Consider the following 17,706-nt stretch of genomic DNA (forward strand, 5'->3'; position numbering starts at 1 on the left):
GGGCCAACCCCGCTGGTCCAATCCCTCCCGCCATGCGAGGATGCCGCCATGACCCTTGGCGCGCAGCCTTCCTGCCCGCCTTGCCTTACGTTAACGTAAACGTCATATAATCGTCCGGCCCCGTCAGTGCGGTCGTCAGAACCGCCGGCGCGTGGCACGCCAGCCACATATCCGAGCGGTGGAGACAATGACTGATCTTTCCGATGTGAGCAGGACCGCGCCCAAGCCGCGCGCAGCCACGGGCAAGGGCGCCATTTCGCCCACCACGCCCGCTTCGCCGACCAACAAGGTGCGGTTTGTGACCGCCGCGTCATTGTTCGATGGCCACGACGCCTCGATCAACATCATGCGGCGCATCCTCCAGTCCCACGGCTGCGAGGTGATCCACCTGGGGCACAACCGCTCCGTGCACGAGGTGGTGACCGCCGCGCTGCAGGAAGACGCCCAGGGCATCGCCATCTCCAGCTATCAGGGCGGGCACGTCGAATACTTCAAATACATGATCGATCTGCTGCGCGAGCACGGCGGCGAGCACATCCAGGTGTTCGGCGGCGGCGGCGGCGTGATCGTGCCGGACGAGATCCGCGAACTGCAGGCCTACGGCGTGGCGCGCATCTACAGTCCCGAGGACGGCCAGCGCATGGGCCTGGCCGGCATGATCGCCGACATGGTGCAGCGCTGCGACATCGACCTGACCCGCTACGCGCCCACCTCGCTCGATGCCCTGGCCGGCGGCGACCGCCGCGCGCTGGCCCAGCTGATGACCGCGCTCGAGAACGGCCGCGCCGACCCGGCGCTGGTCGAGACCCTCCATGCCCAGGCGAAGACCGCCACCACGCCGGTACTCGGCATTACGGGGACGGGCGGTGCCGGCAAGTCGTCGCTGACGGACGAGCTGATCCGCCGTTTCCGGCTGGACCAGCAGGACGCGCTGTCGGTCGCGGTGATCTCGATCGATCCGTCGCGGCGCAAGTCCGGCGGTGCGCTGCTGGGCGACCGCATCCGCATGAACGCGATCAACCATCCGAACGTGTTCATGCGCTCGCTGGCCACGCGCGAGGCCGGATCGGAGATTTCCCAGGCGCTGCCGGACGTGATTGCCGCCTGCAAGGCGGCGCGCTTCGATCTGGTGATCGTGGAGACGTCCGGGATCGGGCAGGGCGATGCGGCCATCGTGCCGCACGTGGACTTGTCGCTCTATGTGATGACGCCCGAGTTCGGCGCGGCGAGCCAGCTCGAGAAGATCGACATGCTCGACTTCGCCGACTTCGTCGCCATCAACAAGTTCGACCGCAAGGGCGCGCAGGACGCCTGGCGCGACGTGGCCAAGCAGGTGCAGCGCAACCGCGAGCAGTGGCACAGCAAGCCCGACGAGATGCCGGTCTATGGCACGCAGGCGTCGCGCTTCAATGACGACGGCGTGACGATGCTCTATCAGGGGCTGGCCGCCGCCCTGGCCGAGCGTGGCCTGGCGCTGAAGCCCGGGGTGCTGCCGGCCACCAGCGGGCGGATCTCGACTGGCCAGAACGTGATCGTGCCGCCGGCGCGCAGCCGCTATCTGGCCGAGCTGGCCGACACCGTGCGCGCCTACCATCGCCGCGTGGCCGAGCAGAGCCGGCTGGCGCGCGAGCGCCAGCAACTGCGTGCCGCCGGGGCGATGCTGAAGCAGTCCGACGCCAGCGGCGATACCGCCGCGCTGGACACGCTGGCCGCCGACCGTGACGCCGCGCTCGGCGCCGTGGAGCGCAAGCTGCTGGCGATGTGGCCGCAGATGCAGCAGGCATACAGCGGCGACGAATACGTGGTGAAGATCCGCGACAAGGAGATCCGCACGGGGCTGGTGACCACCACGCTCTCCGGCACCAAGATCCGCAAGGTGGTGCTGCCGCGCTTCGAGGACGACGGCGAGATCCTGAAATGGCTGATGCGCGAGAACGTGCCGGGCAGCTTCCCGTACACGGCCGGCGTGTTCGCGTTCAAGCGCGAGGGCGAGGACCCCACCCGCATGTTCGCTGGCGAGGGTGATGCATTCCGCACAAATCGCCGTTTCAAGCTGGTGTCGGAAGGGATGGACGCCAAGCGCCTTTCCACCGCGTTCGACTCGGTCACGCTCTACGGCGAAGACCCGCACCTGCGCCCGGACATCTACGGCAAGGTCGGCAACTCGGGCGTCAGCATCGCCACGCTCGACGACATGAAGGTGCTCTACGACGGCTTCGACCTGACCAGTCCGAGCACGTCCGTGTCGATGACCATCAACGGACCCGCGCCGACCATCCTGGCGATGTTCATGAACACCGCCATCGACCAGAAGCTGGACAAGTTCCGCGTCGACAACGGCCGCGAGCCGACCGCCGACGAGGAATCGAAGATCCGCGCCTGGGTGCTCCAGAACGTGCGCGGCACGGTGCAGGCAGACATCCTCAAGGAGGATCAGGGCCAGAACACGTGCATCTTTTCCACCGAGTTCTCGCTGAAGGTGATGGGGGACATCCAGGAGTACTTCGTCCACCATCAGGTGCGCAATTTCTACTCGGTGTCGATCTCGGGCTATCACATCGCCGAGGCCGGCGCGAACCCGATCTCCCAGCTGGCGTTCACGCTCTCGAACGGCTTCACCTACGTGGAGGCCTACCTCGCGCGCGGCATGCATATCGACGACTTCGCGCCGAACCTGTCGTTCTTCTTCTCGAACGGCATGGACCCCGAGTACAGCGTGCTGGGCCGCGTGGCGCGCCGCATCTGGGCCGTGACGATGCGCGACAAGTACGGCGCCAACGACCGCAGCCAGAAGCTCAAGTACCACATCCAGACCTCGGGGCGCTCGCTGCACGCGCAGGAAATCGACTTCAACGACATCCGCACCACGCTGCAGGCGCTGATCGCCATCTACGACAACTGCAACTCGCTGCATACCAACGCCTATGACGAGGCGATCACCACGCCGACCGGCGAGTCAGTGCGCCGCGCGCTGGCGATCCAGCTCATCATCAACCGCGAATGGGGCGTGGCGAAGTGCGAGAACCCGAATCAGGGCAGCTTCCTGATCGAGGAGTTGACCGACCTCGTGGAAGAGGCCGTGCTGCAGGAGTTCGAGCGCATCGCCGAGCGCGGCGGCGTGCTCGGGGCGATGGAAACCGGCTACCAGCGCGGCAAGATCCAGGAGGAGTCGATGTATTACGAGCAGCTGAAGCACGACGGCACGCTGCCGATCATCGGCGTGAATACGTTCCGCAATCCGGAAGGCGACCCGACGCCGCAGAAGCTGGAGCTGGCGCGTTCGAGCGAGGACGAGAAGCAGAGCCAGCTGAACCGCCTGGCGGAATTCCAGCAGGGCCACACGGCGGACGCCCCGGCGATGCTGGAGCGGCTGCGCCAGGCCGTGATCGCCAACCAGAACGTGTTCGCAGTGCTGATGGACGCCGTGCGCGTGTGCTCGTTAGGGCAGATCACGCACACGCTGTTCGAAGTCGGCGGGCAGTATCGGCGCAACATGTAGCCACGGGGTGTTATGAACCGGGGGAGGACGTTAAACTGCCCCCATCGCCCGCCGCGAGGCGGGCTTTTTCTTCCCGAGACAGCCATGCAAGCCGAGTACGACAACCAGAACATCTTCGCCCGCATCCTGCGTGGCGAACTCCCGTGCTTCAAGATCTACGAGGACGCGGACACCATCGCGTTCATGGACATCATGCCGCAGACCGACGGCCACGCGCTGGTCGTGCCGAAGGAGCAGGCAGTGGACCTGTTCGGCCTGTCCGAGGCCGGCGCGGCGGCGGCGATCAAGTCCACGCAGCGCGTGGCGCGTGCCGTGCGCGAGGCCTTCCAGCCGGACGGCATGGTCATCACCCAGTTCAACGGCGTGGCGGCGGGGCAGACCGTGCCGCACATCCATTTCCACATCGTGCCGCGCTACGCGGACCAGCCGATTCGCGGCCATGCGCGCGAGCAGCAGGACATGGCCGTGCTCAAGGAGCACGCCGAACGCGTGATCGAGGCGCTGGCGAAGCTGCCGGCCTGATCGGTCCCGATTTCATTCCCGGATACACGTAACGACACAAGGAAGTTCGACATGGCAATCAAGACAGTAGGCATCGTCGGTGCCGGCACGATGGGCAACGGCATCGCCCAGGCCTGCGCAGTAGCTGGCCTGGACGTGGTGATGGTCGATATCAGCGACGCCGCCGTGCAGAAGGGCATCGCCACGGTGGCCGGCAGCATGGACCGGCTGATCAAGAAGGAGAAGGCGACCGAGGCCGACAAGGCGGCAGCGCTGGCGCGCATCCACGGCAGCACCGCCTACGATGACCTCAAGAAAGCCGATATCGTCATCGAGGCCGCCACCGAGAACCATGAGCTGAAGCTCAAGATCCTCAAGCAGATCGACAGCATCGTCGGCGCGCACGTGATCGTGGCGTCGAACACCTCGTCGATCTCGATCACCAAGCTGGCTGCGGCGATCTCGCGCCCGGACCACTTCATCGGCATGCACTTCTTCAACCCGGTGCCGATGATGGCGCTGGTGGAGCTGATTCGCGGCCTGCAGACCAGCGATGCCACGCATGCGGACGTCGAGGAGCTGGCCAAGCGGCTGGGCAAGTATCCGATCACGGTGAAGAACAGCCCGGGCTTCGTGGTGAACCGCATCCTCTGCCCGATGATCAACGAGGCATTCTGCGTGCTGGGCGAGGGCCTGGCGTCGCCGGAGGAAATCGACGAGGGGATGAAGCTGGGCTGCAACCATCCGATCGGGCCGCTGGCGCTGGCGGACATGATCGGCCTGGATACGATGCTGGCGGTGATGGAAGTGCTCTACACCGAGTTCGCCGATCCGAAGTACCGTCCGGCGATGCTGATGCGCGAGATGGTCGCCGCCGGCTACCTCGGCCGCAAGACCGGGCGTGGGGTTTACGTGTACAGCAAGTAAGCCGATCGCTGCCCCCCCCTCTTCCAGGAGGAGGGGGGAGACCCTCACTCCCCGTACTGCCGCAGCCCCTCCAGGTCGAGTACCTCGATCACTCCGTAGTCCACCCGCACCAGCCCCTGCTGCTCCAGCACCTTCAGCGCCTGGTTGGCGCGCTGCCGCGAGATGCCGGCGAGCAGGCCGATCTCCTCCTGCGAGATCTCCAGCGTATTCCCCAACCCCGGATACAGGTGTTCGTTGAACAGTGACGACACCGCGCGCGCCACGCGCGAATCGATGTCCAGCAGCCGTTCGTACTCCACCGCCGCAATGAACTGCCCGAGCCGCTCGTTGAACTGCATCAGCAGGAAGCGCGTGAACGGCAGGCTGGTATCCAGCAGCCACTGAAAAGTCTCGCGCGGGATGAACGCGATGCGCGAGCGGCGCAGCGCCATCACGTCGTACTTGCGGATCTCCGACTTCAGCACCGCGCCTTCGCCGAACCAGCCGCCGGTCGGCACGCCGGTGAAGGTGACCGACTTGCCCGAGGGCGACACCGTGGTGATCTTGATGATGCCTTCCACCACCCCCAGCCAGTGCTCGGCCAGGTCGCCCTTGTGGCAGACATAGTCGCCCTGGCTGTACTCGCGCACGGTAGTCACGCGCTTCACACGGTCGCGCTGGGCCGGGCTGAGGTCGACGGCCCAGGCGCAGCGGTCGATGAAATCATGGGAAATCGCCATTCGGTGCTCCCGTAGGGATTAACCCGGAATTGTCATCGGCGTGACAACCCGGGGGGATGGCATCGGCTATCTTACGATCACAACGGAACCGGCCCGGCCTGATCTCACAAGGCTTGGCGGCTTGATGCGGTGCGAGAAGCGCCGCCTGGCGCCCAGTATAGCGACCGGTCCGGCGGCTTGATACCCGGCGTGGCCCCTACGCCCCCTGGGGGAGAGGAGACAGCGATGCAGGAATCGTCGGCAACGACCTTCCCGCGATGCCTGCTGGCGCACGCCACGCAGCGGCCGGATCATCCGGCCCATCGCGAGAAGGATCTCGGGATCTGGCAGACATACAGCTGGTCGCAAGCCGCGCGCGAGGTGCGCGCGCTCGCCTGCGGGCTGGCCGCGCTTGGGTTCCGGCGCGGCATGAACCTGGCCGTGGTGGGTGACAACCGCCCGCGTCTCTACTGGGCGATGACCGCCGCGCAGGCGCTCGGCGGCGTGCCTGTGCCGCTCTACCAGGACGCCATCGCCAACGAGATGGTCTATGTGCTGGAAGACGCCGAGATCGAATTCGCCGTGGTCGAGGACCAGGAACAGGTGGACAAGCTGCTCGAGGTGGAGGCCCAGCTCGCCGCGCGCGGCCGCGCCGTGCGCCATCTGATCTACGAAGACCCGCGCGGCCTGCGCGACTACGACCATCCCTCGCTGCTCTCCTACGAACGCCTCCAGGAGATCGGCCGCGAGTACGATGCCGCGCACCCCGGCTTCTTCGACGAGCAGGTGCAGGCCGGCCAGCCCGACGACACCGCGATCATCCTCTACACCTCTGGCACCACCGGCAAGCCCAAGGGCGTCTGCCATTCGCACCAGGGGTTGATCGGCGCGGCGCGCAACGGCTGCCAGTTCGACAAGCTCGGCCCCGACGACGACGTGCTTTCCTACCTGCCGATGGCCTGGGTGGGCGACAACCTGTTCTCGTACGCGCAGGCGCTGGTCGCCGGCTTCACGGTGAACTGCCCGGAGTCGCGCGAGACCGTGATGACGGACTTGCGCGAGATCGGCCCCACCTACTACTTCGCCCCGCCGCGCATCTATGAAGGGCTGCTGACGCAGGTGATGATCCGCATGGAGGACGCCGGCTGGGTCAAGCGCCGCCTGTACGACTGGGCGATGGGCGTGGCGCGCCGCTGCGGCGCGGACATCCTCGACAAGCGCCCCGTGCCGCTGGCGGACCGGCTGCGCTACACGCTGGGCGAATGGCTGATCTACGGCCCGCTGCGCAACGTGCTCGGCATGAGCCGCATCCGCGTGGGCTACACCGCCGGCGAGGCCATCGGCCCGGACCTCTTCCGCTTCTATCGCTCCATCGGCGTGAACCTGAAGCAGTTCTACGGGCAGACCGAGACCTGCGCCTACGTGTGCCTGCAGCCGGACGGGCAGGTCAAGTTCGACTCCGTCGGCCCGGCCGCGCCGGGCATGGAGATCCGCATCGCCGACAACGGCGAGGTGCTGGTGCGCGGCGTGGGGCTGCTCAAGTCCTACTACAAGCGCGACGACGCCACGCGCGAGGCCATTAACGACGAGGGCTACTTCATGACCGGCGACGCCGGCGTGATCGACGCCGACGGCCACCTCAAGATCATCGACCGCGCCAAGGACGTCGGCAAGCTGGCCGACGGGTCGATGTTCGCGCCGAAGTACATCGAGAACAAGCTCAAGTTCTTCCCGTACATCAAGGAGGCGGTGGCCTTCGGCACGGACCGCGAGTCGGTCTGCGCCTTCATCAACATCGATTTCGATGCGGTGGGCAACTGGGCCGAGCGCCGCCACCTGGCCTATGCCGGCTACGTGGACCTGGCCGCCCAGCCGGATGTGATCGCGATGATCGCCGAGTGCGTGGAGCAGGTGAACGCCGACCTGGCGGCGGACGCCATGCTGGCCGGCTCGCAGGTGGCGCGCTTCCTGATCCTGCACAAGGAACTGGACCCGGATGACGACGAGTTGACGCGCACGCGCAAGGTGCGGCGCGGCTTCATCGCCGAGAAGTACGCGGTGCTGGTGGATGCGCTGTACGCGGGCAAGCCCGAGCAGTTCATCGAGACGCGCGTGAAGTTCGAGGATGGCCGCGAGGGCAGTGTCTCGGCCACGCTGAAGCTGGTGGACGTCAAGCGCTTCCCGCCCACGGGCGGCGCGCGCGCGGCATGAACAGGGGAATGGCATGACGCAGATGACATGGCGCGTGGACGCCACGGGCACGATGGCGCCGGCGGGCACGATCGCCGCGCCGGGGCACGCCGACGGCGTGCAGCACGAGGGGCTGCGCACCGGCGATGCGCTGGAGCCGGACTCCACCCTGCACACCCGCACCCGCGGCGACGTGATCCTGGACCTCCAGCACATCTCGCTCGCGTTCGGCGGCGTGAAGGCGCTGACCGACATCTCGTTCGACGTCTGCGAGCACGAGATCCGCGCGATCATCGGCCCGAACGGCGCGGGAAAGAGTTCGATGCTGAACGTGATCAACGGCGTCTATCACCCGCAGCAGGGCCGCATCGTGTTCCGGGGCGAGGAACGGCGCCAGATGCATCCCACCGCCGCCGCGCGGCAGGGCATTGCGCGCACGTTCCAGAACATCGCGCTGTTCAAGGGCATGACCGTGCTGGACAACATCATGACCGGCCGCAACACCCAGTTCCGCACCGGGCTGTTCGCGCACGCGCTGTGGTGGGGCCCGGCGCGCGCCGAGGAGATCCGGCACCGCCACAAGGTGGAGGAGGTGATCGACTTCCTCGAGATCCAGGCTATCCGCAAGACCCCGGTGGGGCGCCTGCCGTACGGCCTGCAGAAGCGCGTGGAGCTGGCGCGCGCGCTGGCGGCGGAGCCGTCGATGCTGCTGCTGGACGAGCCGATGGCCGGCATGAACGTGGAGGAGAAGCAGGACATGTGCCGCTTCATCCTCGACGTGAACCAGCAGTTCGGCACCACCATCGTGCTGATCGAGCACGACATGGGCGTGGTCATGGACATCTCCGACCGCGTGGTCGTGCTCGACTACGGCAAGAAGATTGGCGACGGCACGCCCGAGGAGGTCAAGGCCAATCCCGACGTAATCCGTGCCTACCTCGGCACCTCGCACTGAGCGCCCCATCATGACCTTCTTCTTCGAAATCCTGATCGGCGGGCTGCTCTCCGGGCTGATGTACTCGCTCGTGGCGCTGGGCTTCGTGCTGATCTACAAGGCGTCCGGCGTGTTCAACTTCGCGCAGGGGGCGATGGTCTACTTCGCCGCGCTGGCCGTGGTGGGGCTGATGGACAAGGGCATGCCGATGTGGGCGGCGTTCATCGGCGCGTTCGTGGTCATGGTCATCGTGGGCATCAGCACCGAGCGGCTGGTGCTGCGCAAGCTGGTCAACCAGCCGCCGATCACGCTGTTCATGGCGACCATCGGGCTGTCGTTCTTCCTGGAAGGACTCGGGCCGCTGCTGTTCGGCAACGAGGTGCGGCCGATCAACCTCGGCATCGTGGACGAGCCGATCGAGGCCATCCTCACCCGCTTCAACATCGTCCTCTCGAAGTTCGACCTGGCCGCCGCCGCGATTGCCGCCGTGCTGGTGGCCGCGCTGGCGCTGTTCTTCCAGTACACCAAGGTGGGCCGCGCGCTGCGCGCGGTGGCGGATGACCATCAGGCGGCGCTCTCGCTTGGCATTCCGCTCCAGCACATCTGGGCGATTGTCTGGGGCGTGGCCGGCTTCGTGGCGCTGGTGGCGGGCATGCTCTGGGGCTCCCGCAACGGCGTGCAGTTCGCGCTGACGCTGACCGCGCTCAAGGCGCTGCCGGTGCTGATCCTGGGCGGCTTCACCTCGGTGCCGGGGGCCATCGTCGGCGGGCTGATCATCGGCGCGTCCGAGAAGCTGGCCGAGATCTACATCCCGCCGGTGTTCCAGTCGATGTTCGGCGGCAACTTTGGCGGCATCGAAGGCTGGTTCCCCTATGTATTCGCCTTGCTGTTCCTGCTGGTGCGGCCCGAAGGGCTGTTCGGCGAGAAGCACATCGACCGCGTGTAACCCGTCCGGAGACCGACACCATGCTCTATCGTGAAGCCGGGCAGTTCAAGACCAGCTACATCGCCGACAGCCAGATCTTCCCGATCCGGCAGGACCGCATCGGCTTTGCCGTGCTGATGGCGGTGGCCTTCGTCGCGGTGCCGTTCACGGCCTCGGAATACTGGTTCAGCGCGATCCTGATCCCGTTCCTGATCTTCTCGCTCGCGGCGCTGGGGCTGAACATCCTGACCGGCTACGCCGGCCAGCTCTCGCTGGGCACGGCGGCCTTCATGGCCGTGGGCGCGTACGCGGCGTACAACTTCCAGTTGCGGATCGAAGGCATCCCGGTGCTGGCCACCTTTATCCTGGCCGGGCTGTCGGCGGCGCTGGTGGGCGTGGCGTTCGGGCTGCCCTCGCTGCGGATCAAGGGTTTCTACCTCGCCGTGGCCACGCTGGCGGCGCAGTTCTTCGTGGTCTGGGCGCTGACCAAGTTCCCCTGGCTGTCGAACAACAGCTCGTCGGGCGTGATCACCGCGCAGCGGCTGGACCTCTTCGGCTTCGCCATCGACACCCCGGTGCGCAAGTACCTGTTCGTGCTGGCCTTTGTCACGGTGCTGGCGTTCGTCGCCAAGAACCTGGTGCGCTCGGCCACCGGCCGCGCCTGGATGGCCGTGCGGGACATGGACGTGGCCGCCGAGGTCATCGGCATTCCGCTGATGCGCACCAAGCTGCTCGCCTTCGCGGTCAGCTCGTTCTACTGCGGCGTGGCCGGCGCGCTCTATGCGTTCTGCTACCTGGGCTCGGTGGAGCCGGACGGCTTTTCGCTGGACCTCTCGTTCCGCATCCTGTTCATGATCATCATCGGCGGGGTGGGCAGCATCCTCGGCTCCTTCCTCGGCGCCGCGTTCATCCTGCTGCTGCCGATCTTCCTCGACAACGTGCTGCCCGGCCTGGCCGCGCTGCTGCATCTGCCGTTCACGAACGCCACGGTGTCGCACATCCAGCTGATGGTGTTCGGCGCGCTGATCATCTTCTTCCTGATCGTGGAGCCGCACGGCCTGGCGCGGCTGTGGCAGATCGCCAAGGAGAAGCTGCGGCTCTGGCCGTTCCCGCATTGATTCATCGTCGTAGCCCATAACAACGCCCGTCTACGAGGCGAAAGGTCAAGGAGACTGTCATGACAACCCTGATTCGCAATGTGCAGCGCGCCGCCCTGGCGGTTGGCGTGGCGGCGGCCCTGCTGGCACCGTCGCTGCCGGCGCTGGCACAGGCCAACGAGCAGTTCGTGGCGCTGCCAAGCTACCGCGTGGGGCCCTACGGCGCCAACGGCCAGTCGTTCTACGGCGGCTTCATCGACTACCTGAACTACGTCAACCTCAAGGACGGCGGCATCAACGGCGTGAAGCTGGGCTGGGAAGAGTGCGAGACCGAATACAACAACGCCAAGGGCGTGGAGTGCTACGAGCGGCTCAAGTCGAAGAACCCCACGACCAAGGGCACGGCGTATCACTCGATGTCCACCGGCATCTCCTACGCGCTGGTCGACAAGACCGCCGCCGACAAGGTGCCGCTGGTGATGATGGGCTACGGCCGCACGGATGCCGTGGACGGCTCGGTGTTCCCGTACGCCTTCCCGCTGGTCACCACGTACCAGATGCAGGTGTCGGCCATCGTCAAGTACCTGGCCACCAAGAGCGGCGGGTCGCTGAACGGCAAGAAGATCGTCTACCTGTACCACGACTCGGCCTACGGCAAGGAGCCGATCGTCGCCCTGCAGGCCGAGGCGCGGCTGAACAAGTTCAACCTGGTGGAGATTCCGGTGGCGCACCCGGGCAACGAGCAGGGCGCCCAGTGGCTCAAGATCCGCCAGGAGAACCCGGACTACGTGATCTTCTGGGGCTGGGGCGTGATGAACCAGACCGCGCTGAAGGCGGCGCAGAAGGTGGGCTTCTCGCGCGACAAGATGATCGGCTCCTGGTGGGCCGGCTCCGAGGAAGACACCGTGCCGGCCGGCGACGCCGCCAAGGGCTACATGAGCGCGACATGGAACGTGGCGGGCCGCAACGTGCCGCTGATCGCCGATATCGACAAGGTGGTCTACGGTGCCGGCAAGGGCAATATGCAGGATCGCAACAAGGTTGGCTCGGTGCTCTATAACCGGGGCGTCTCGGCGGCCGTGGTGACGGTGGAGGCGGTCCGCGTGGCGCAGGACAAGTTCGGCAAGGGCAAGATGATGTCCGGCGACCAGATGCGCTGGGCCTTCGAGAACCTGAACGTGACCAACGCGCGCCTGCAGCAGCTGGGCGCCACCGGCCTGCTGCCCGAGATCAAGACCAGCTGCGACAACCACGAGGGCTCCGGCAAGGTGAAGATCCAGCAGTGGGACGGCGCCAAGTGGGTGGTGGTGTCGGACTGGATCGAAGGCAACAAGGCGCTGATCCACCCGCTGTTCAAGGCCAACGCGGCGCAGTACGCGAAGGAGAAGGGTATTACGCCGGCCTGCGCGAAGTCCTGAAGCGCGGCGGTGCTTGTCTCCCCTCTCCCGCTGGGTGAGGGGAGCGAATCGGCAGCATACGAGGCGTGACCCATGACCCTGCTATCCGTCAACAACATCGAAGTCATCTACGACCACGTGATCCTGGTGCTCAAGGGGGTCTCGCTGGAGGTGCCCGAGGGCCGCATCGTGGCGCTGCTGGGCGCCAACGGGGCCGGCAAGACCACCACGCTCAAGGCGATCTCGAACCTGCTCCACGCCGAGCGCGGCGACGTGACCAAGGGCTCCATCGAATATCGCGGCCACCGCGTGGACCAGCTCACACCCAACGACCTCGTCAAGCGCGGGGTGATCCAGGTCATGGAGGGGCGCCATTGCTTCGCCCACCTGACCATCGAGGAAAACCTGCTCACCGGCGCCTACACGCGCGGGCTGTCGCGCGCAGACACGCGCCACGAGCTGGAGAAGATCTACACCTACTTCCCGCGCCTGCAGACGCGGCGCAAGTCCCAGGCCGGCTACACCTCGGGCGGCGAGCAGCAGATGTGCGCGATCGGGCGGGCGATGATGGCCAAGCCGGCGATGATCCTGCTCGACGAGCCGTCCATGGGCCTGGCCCCGCAGATCGTCGAGGAGATCTTCGAGATCGTGCGCGACCTGAACACGCGCGAGAAGGTGAGCTTCCTGCTGGCCGAGCAGAACACGATGGTGGCGCTGCGCTACGCCGACTACGGCTACATCCTGGAGAACGGCCGCGTGGTCATGGACGGCGAGGCCGAATCGCTGCGCACCAACGAGGACGTCAAGGAGTTCTACCTGGGCGTGGCCGCCAACGATGCCGATGGCGCCGCGCGCAAGTCGTTCCGCGATGTGAAGAGCTATCGGCGCCGCAAGCGCTGGCTGGCCTGAATTCCTACCCCTCCCGCACCATGGCTGACTATTTCGATTCGCTGGAAACGCGCACGCCGGCCGAGCGCGAGGCCGCGCTGCTGGCCGCCCTCGCGCGCCAGGTGGCGCACGCGCAGGCCCACGCGCCTTACTTCGCCGAGGTGCTGTGCGACGTGGACCCGCGCGACCTCACCTCCCGCGCCGCGCTGGCCGCGCTGCCGGTGACGCGCAAGTCCGAGCTGACCGCCCGCCAGCGCACCGCGCCGCCGCTGGGCGGACTCAACGCCACCCCGATCGGCGGGCTGCGGCACGTGTTCCAGTCCCCGGGGCCGATCCATGAGCCGGATGGCCATGCCGATGACTGGTGGCGCATCGCGCGTGCCATGTTCGCGGCCGGCTTTCGCGCCGGGGAACTGGTCTACAACACCTTTTCGTACCACTTCACGCCAGCCGGCATGATGATGGAATCGGGCGCGCACCGGCTGGGCTGCTGCGTGTTCCCGGCTGGCGTCGGCCAGACCGAATCGCAGGTGCAGGCCATGGCGGCGCTGCAACCGTCCGCCTACGCCGGCACGCCATCGTTCCTGAAACTGCTGATCGAGCGGGGGGGCGAGCTGGGCCTGCCGTGCGCAAGCCTGTCGAAGGCGCTGGTCACCGGCGAAGCCTGCCCGCCGCCACTGCGTGCATGGTTGCAGGACCATGGCGTGACCGTGAGCCAGATGTACGGCACCGCCGACGTGGGGCTGATCGCCTACGAAACCGGGGGTGGCGACGGCTGGGTGGTCGATGAAGGCGTGCTGGTGGAGATCGTCGAGCCGGGCGGCACGCAGCCGATGCCCGAGGGCGAGACCGGCGAGGTCGTGGTGACGGTGCTCGGCAACGGCGACTATCCGCTGATCCGTTTCGGCACGGGCGACCTGTCGGCCATCGTCAGTGATTCCTCGCACCGCGCCAGCCCGTGCGGGCGCACCAATATCCGGCTTAAGGGCTGGCTGGGGCGCGCGGACCAGACTACCAAGGTCAAGGGGATGTTCGTCCATCCGGGGCAGGTGGCGGACGTGGTGCGCCGCCATCCCGAGATCCGCGCCGCGCGGCTGGTGGTGACCGGCATGGTCGGCGCGGACACCATGACGCTGCACTGCGACGCCACGCGCGAGGATGCCGCCCTGGCGCAAGCCATCGCCGATTCGATCCGCGACGTCATGCGCCTGCGCGGCGAGGTGCGATTTGTGGCGGCTGGGTCGCTGCCGCAGGATGGCAAGGTGATCGAGGACGCGCGCCGTTACGACTGAGGCGGCTTACTGGGAAGAGCGCGGCGGCTGGGGCGACTCCCCGCCCGCCTCGCCATAGCCACCGCGGGGCCGGGTAGGCAGCCGCACCATCCAGATGGTCACGGCGGCACCTACCGCCAGCAGCGTCAGCGAGGACACCGGCCGCCCGCGCAGCAGCCAGGCGGTGGTCCCCATCGAGATCCACATCATCGAGAGCGCCAGGCACTTGGCGCGCAGCGGAATGCTGCGATGCGTCTGCCAGTCCCGCACCAGCGGGCCGAAGCGCGGGTGCGAGACCAGCCAGTCGTGGAACCGCTCCGAGCCGCGCGCGAAGCAGGCAGCGGCCAGCAGGACAAACGGGGTGGTTGGCAGCAGCGGCAGGAAAATGCCGATGAAGCCGAGCACCAGCGACACCACGCCGCAGGTGACCCAGAATGCCCGGATCACGCGCTCACGGTGCGTGAGCGCGTCGCTGACGTTGCCTGGGGAGCGGGGCCGGCGGGTGTCGCCGGCGGGGCGTTCGGAGTCGGTCGGTTGCAAAGGAAGACCAAAAGGGACGATAGGGGGCGAAAAAACGCCCCTATCGTACCAGTCCGAGCCGGGCGCGCGCGGCGTCGTACTCGGTCTTCATGCGCGCGATGATCTCGCCGGCCGTGGCAATGTCCTCGATCTGGCCCACGCCCTGGCCGGCGCCCCAGATGTCCTTCCACGCCTTGGTCTTGGAGCTGCCGCTCGAGAAATCCATCTTGGTCTTGTCCGCCACGGGCAGGTTGTCCGGATCGAGCCCCGAATTGCTGATGCTCTCGCGGATGTAGTTGCCGTGCACGCCCGTGAACAGGTTCGTGTAGACGATGTCGGAGGCCGCCGCGCTGGTGATCGAATGCTTGTACTCGGCGCTGGCGTGGGCTTCCTGCGAGGCGATGAAGCGCGTGCCCACGTAGGCGAAGTCGGCGCCCATGGCCTGCGCGGCCAGCACGGCGTCGCCGGTGGCGATGGAGCCGGACAGCGCGATGGGGCCGTCGAAGATCTTGCGCACCTCGCCCACCAGCGCGAACGGCGACAGCATGCCGGCATGGCCGCCGGCGCCGGCCGCCACGAGGATCAGGCCGTCCACGCCCGCCTCGATGGCTTTCTCGGCGTGGCGCAGGCTGATCACGTCATGCAGCACGATGCCGCCATAGCTGTGCACGGCATCGATCATTTCCTTGACCGGCGCGCGCAGCGACGTGATGAAGATGGGCACCTTGTGGTCCACGCAGACCTTCACGTCGTGCTCCAGCCGCGCGTTGGAGGCATGGACGATCTGGTTCACGGCGATCGGGCCCACCCGCTTGCCCGGGTTCGCCGCCTGGAACGCGGCCAGGTCCTCCTGCATCTGCGTGAGCCACTCGTCGAGCAGCTCCGCCGGGCGCGCGTTCAGCGCGGGGAAGGAGCCGACGATGCCGGCCTTGCACTGCGCCAGCACCAGTTCCGGATAGCTGACGATGAACATCGGCGAGGCGATGACGGGCAGGGCCAGGTTCTGCAGGATGGGCGGCAAGGTCTTGGCGGCGGGCATGAGATCTCCTCTGATCGGGTCGCGAATTGAACGATCGTTCGATTATAGGGACTTTCAGTCCGGATGCGATCCCCGGCGCCGCCGCCGGCCTAGAGGCACGCTTCGATTCCGATCAGGCATCCATCGGGCGTCCATCGGACAAAAAAATGCCCCGCCGGGTAGGCGGGGCAATTACCACGAAGACTGATAAGAAGAGGCAGTGAGACACCTGCCAATGCCCCACCGCGAGACGAAGCATAGACGGTGAATATGACCGTCAGAAGTCAAAACCGAGGGTTTATACCGGGGTGTCCCGGCGTCCCTCAGACCTTCCTTACACCTTCTCCAGCAGCAGGCCCTTCAGGTATTCCCCTTCCGGGAACGCCGCCGACATTGGATGGTCGGTGCCCGCCGAAAGCCGGCGCAGGATGCGCGCGTCGCTGCGGGCATCGGTGACGGCGCCGGCCACGATCTTCTGGAACAGTTCCATGCTGATGGCGCCCGAGCACGAGTACGTGAACAGCAGGCCGCCCGGCCGCAGCAACTGCATGCCGACCAGGTTGATTTCCTTGTAGGCACGCGCCGCGCGGTCGATGTGCTGCGCCGACGGGGCGAACTTGGGCGGGTCCAGCACGATCAGGTCGAACTGGCGGCCCTCGGCGCGGAATTCGCGCAGCGTCTTGAACACGTCGGCGTCGAGCCAGGTGGCCCGTTCGGCGTCGAAGCCGTTCAGCGTGACGTTGTTCGCGGCGATCTTGAGCGCATCGCCCGACGAATCGATCGACGTGACCGCCGTGGCGCCGCCCCGCAGCGCGGCCAGCGAGAAGCCGCCCGTGTAGCAGAAGCAGTTCAGCACCTCGCGGCCTGCGGCCAGGTCGCCCACCAGCTTGCGGTTGTCGCGCTGGTCGACGTAGAAGCCGGTCTTGTGGCCGTGGCGCACGTCCACGTAGTAGCGCACGCCGTGCTCGGTCACTGACAGTTCGGGGTCTGGCTCGGCCCCGGCCAGCACGCCGGTCACCAGCGGCAGGCCCTCGCGCTGGCGCACGGCGGCGTCGGAGCGTTCGTAGACGTTCGGGCAGCCGGTCTCCTTGACCAGCGCCTGCACCAGCGCGTCCTTCCACTGCTCCACGCCGGCCGAATTGAACTGGCAGACCAGTTGGCCCTTGTCGCCGTTGCCGTAATAGTCGACCACCAGCCCGGGCAGGCGGTCCGCCTCGCCGAAGATCAGCCGTACCGCGTCGGTATCGCGCACCCACTGGCGCCGATGGGCCAGCGCGGCGGCCACGCGGCGCTTGAACAGCGCGTGATCGACCGGCTCGTTCTCGTCGAAGGTCCACACCCGTGCGCGGATCTGCGACTCGGGGCTGTAGGCGCCGCGCGCCAGGAAACGGCCGTCCGCGGCGCGGATGACCACCGTGGCGCCGGCCTCCAGCCGGCCCTCGGTGGAGGCGATGCCGGTGGCGTACACCCAGGGGTGGCGGCGGAGCAGGGACTTTTCCTTGCCCGGTTTGAGCGTGATGACGTTCATGCGCTTACAGCACCACCTTCACCATCGGATGCGACGTCAGCGCGCGGTACAAATCGTCCAGCTGCTCGCGGCTGGTCACCCAGACCGTCACGGTCAGGCCCAGGTAGTTGCCGTTGCGCGACGGACGCATCTCCATCTTGCCGGCATGGAAGTTCGGGTCGAAGTCCTGCACCAGGGTCACGATCGCCTCGGCAAAGCCGTCCTGCATCGCGCCCATGACCTTGATGGGGAAGTCGCTCGGATACTCGATCAGCGAGGCCTGCGGCGGAATGCCGCCGGGCTGCTGACCATCGTTCGATTCGGTCGTCATGTTC

At 66.9% G+C, this 17,706-nt stretch carries 15 protein-coding genes; 10 read left to right on the plus strand and 5 right to left on the minus strand.

All coding sequences use genetic code 11. The annotated features are described in order from the left end of the window. The first annotated feature begins 187 nt into the window (after nt 1–187). The 3 genes from icmF (at nt 188) to SB751_RS15890 (ending at nt 4,927) form a co-directional block, all read left to right on the plus strand. The gene (icmF, locus tag SB751_RS15880) at nt 188–3,499 is read left to right on the plus strand and encodes a fused isobutyryl-CoA mutase/GTPase IcmF (protein ID WP_410748221.1); all 3,312 of its coding nucleotides are present in this window, start codon (nt 188–190) and stop codon (nt 3,497–3,499) included. An 84-nt stretch (nt 3,500–3,583) separates the two neighbouring features. Next, nucleotides 3,584–4,021 carry an HIT family protein gene (locus tag SB751_RS15885; protein ID WP_410748222.1) on the plus strand — a complete coding sequence of 146 codons (438 nt, stop codon included), beginning with the start codon at nt 3,584–3,586 and terminating at the stop codon, nt 4,019–4,021. 51 nt (nt 4,022–4,072) lie between these two features. Then, on the plus strand, nt 4,073–4,927 hold the full coding sequence (locus SB751_RS15890) for a 3-hydroxybutyryl-CoA dehydrogenase (RefSeq protein WP_144199048.1): 855 nt from the start codon (nt 4,073–4,075) through the stop codon (nt 4,925–4,927). 44 nt (nt 4,928–4,971) lie between these two features. Here the strand turns inward: SB751_RS15890 and SB751_RS15895 are convergent, their stop codons facing one another. Then, nucleotides 4,972–5,640, minus strand: coding sequence for a Crp/Fnr family transcriptional regulator (locus SB751_RS15895; protein WP_211943053.1), 669 nt, complete (start codon nt 5,638–5,640; stop codon nt 4,972–4,974). A 231-nt stretch (nt 5,641–5,871) separates the two neighbouring features. Here SB751_RS15895 and SB751_RS15900 point away from each other — a divergent pair, with 231 nt between their 5' ends. The 7 genes from SB751_RS15900 (at nt 5,872) to SB751_RS15930 (ending at nt 14,348) form a co-directional block, all read left to right on the plus strand. Beyond that, nucleotides 5,872–7,836 carry an AMP-dependent synthetase/ligase gene (locus SB751_RS15900; protein WP_250025015.1) on the plus strand — a complete coding sequence of 655 codons (1,965 nt, stop codon included), beginning with the start codon at nt 5,872–5,874 and terminating at the stop codon, nt 7,834–7,836. Nucleotides 7,837–7,849: 13 nt separating this feature from the next. Beyond that, nucleotides 7,850–8,770, plus strand: a complete 921-nt coding sequence (locus tag SB751_RS15905) for an ABC transporter ATP-binding protein (RefSeq protein WP_144199044.1) — start codon at nt 7,850–7,852, stop codon at nt 8,768–8,770. Between the two features lie 10 nt (nt 8,771–8,780). Further along, nucleotides 8,781–9,695 carry a branched-chain amino acid ABC transporter permease gene (locus SB751_RS15910; protein ID WP_144199042.1) on the plus strand — a complete coding sequence of 305 codons (915 nt, stop codon included), beginning with the start codon at nt 8,781–8,783 and terminating at the stop codon, nt 9,693–9,695. 20 nt (nt 9,696–9,715) lie between these two features. Further along, nucleotides 9,716–10,792: a branched-chain amino acid ABC transporter permease gene (locus tag SB751_RS15915; protein ID WP_144199040.1), complete on the plus strand. Its 1,077-nt coding sequence runs from the start codon at nt 9,716–9,718 to the stop codon at nt 10,790–10,792. A gap of 59 nt (nt 10,793–10,851) precedes the next feature. Beyond that, the gene (locus SB751_RS15920) at nt 10,852–12,189 is read left to right on the plus strand and encodes an ABC transporter substrate-binding protein (RefSeq protein WP_144199038.1); all 1,338 of its coding nucleotides are present in this window, start codon (nt 10,852–10,854) and stop codon (nt 12,187–12,189) included. A gap of 72 nt (nt 12,190–12,261) precedes the next feature. After that, nucleotides 12,262–13,077: an ABC transporter ATP-binding protein gene (locus tag SB751_RS15925; RefSeq protein WP_144199036.1), complete on the plus strand. Its 816-nt coding sequence runs from the start codon at nt 12,262–12,264 to the stop codon at nt 13,075–13,077. 20 nt (nt 13,078–13,097) lie between these two features. After that, on the plus strand, nt 13,098–14,348 hold the full coding sequence (locus SB751_RS15930; protein WP_144199034.1) for a phenylacetate--CoA ligase family protein: 1,251 nt from the start codon (nt 13,098–13,100) through the stop codon (nt 14,346–14,348). A gap of 6 nt (nt 14,349–14,354) precedes the next feature. Here the strand turns inward: SB751_RS15930 and SB751_RS15935 are convergent, their stop codons facing one another. The 4 genes from SB751_RS15935 to SB751_RS15950 form a co-directional block, all read right to left on the minus strand. After that, nucleotides 14,355–14,867: a YbaN family protein gene (locus tag SB751_RS15935; protein WP_377731806.1), complete on the minus strand. Its 513-nt coding sequence runs from the start codon at nt 14,865–14,867 to the stop codon at nt 14,355–14,357. 40 nt (nt 14,868–14,907) lie between these two features. Continuing rightward, the gene (locus tag SB751_RS15940) at nt 14,908–15,885 is read right to left on the minus strand and encodes an NAD(P)H-dependent flavin oxidoreductase (protein ID WP_144199030.1); all 978 of its coding nucleotides are present in this window, start codon (nt 15,883–15,885) and stop codon (nt 14,908–14,910) included. A gap of 313 nt (nt 15,886–16,198) precedes the next feature. Continuing rightward, nucleotides 16,199–17,392, minus strand: a complete 1,194-nt coding sequence (locus SB751_RS15945; RefSeq protein ID WP_144199028.1) for a class I SAM-dependent rRNA methyltransferase — start codon at nt 17,390–17,392, stop codon at nt 16,199–16,201. A 4-nt stretch (nt 17,393–17,396) separates the two neighbouring features. Then, entirely contained in the window at nt 17,397–17,702 is a 306-nt protein-coding gene (locus tag SB751_RS15950) for a YbeD family protein (RefSeq protein WP_211944080.1), read from the minus strand. Nucleotides 17,703–17,706 lie beyond the last annotated feature (4 nt).

This window comes from Cupriavidus sp. SIMBA_020 (assembly GCF_046535395.1).
In the GTDB taxonomy this organism is placed as follows: domain Bacteria; phylum Pseudomonadota; class Gammaproteobacteria; order Burkholderiales; family Burkholderiaceae; genus Cupriavidus; species Cupriavidus campinensis.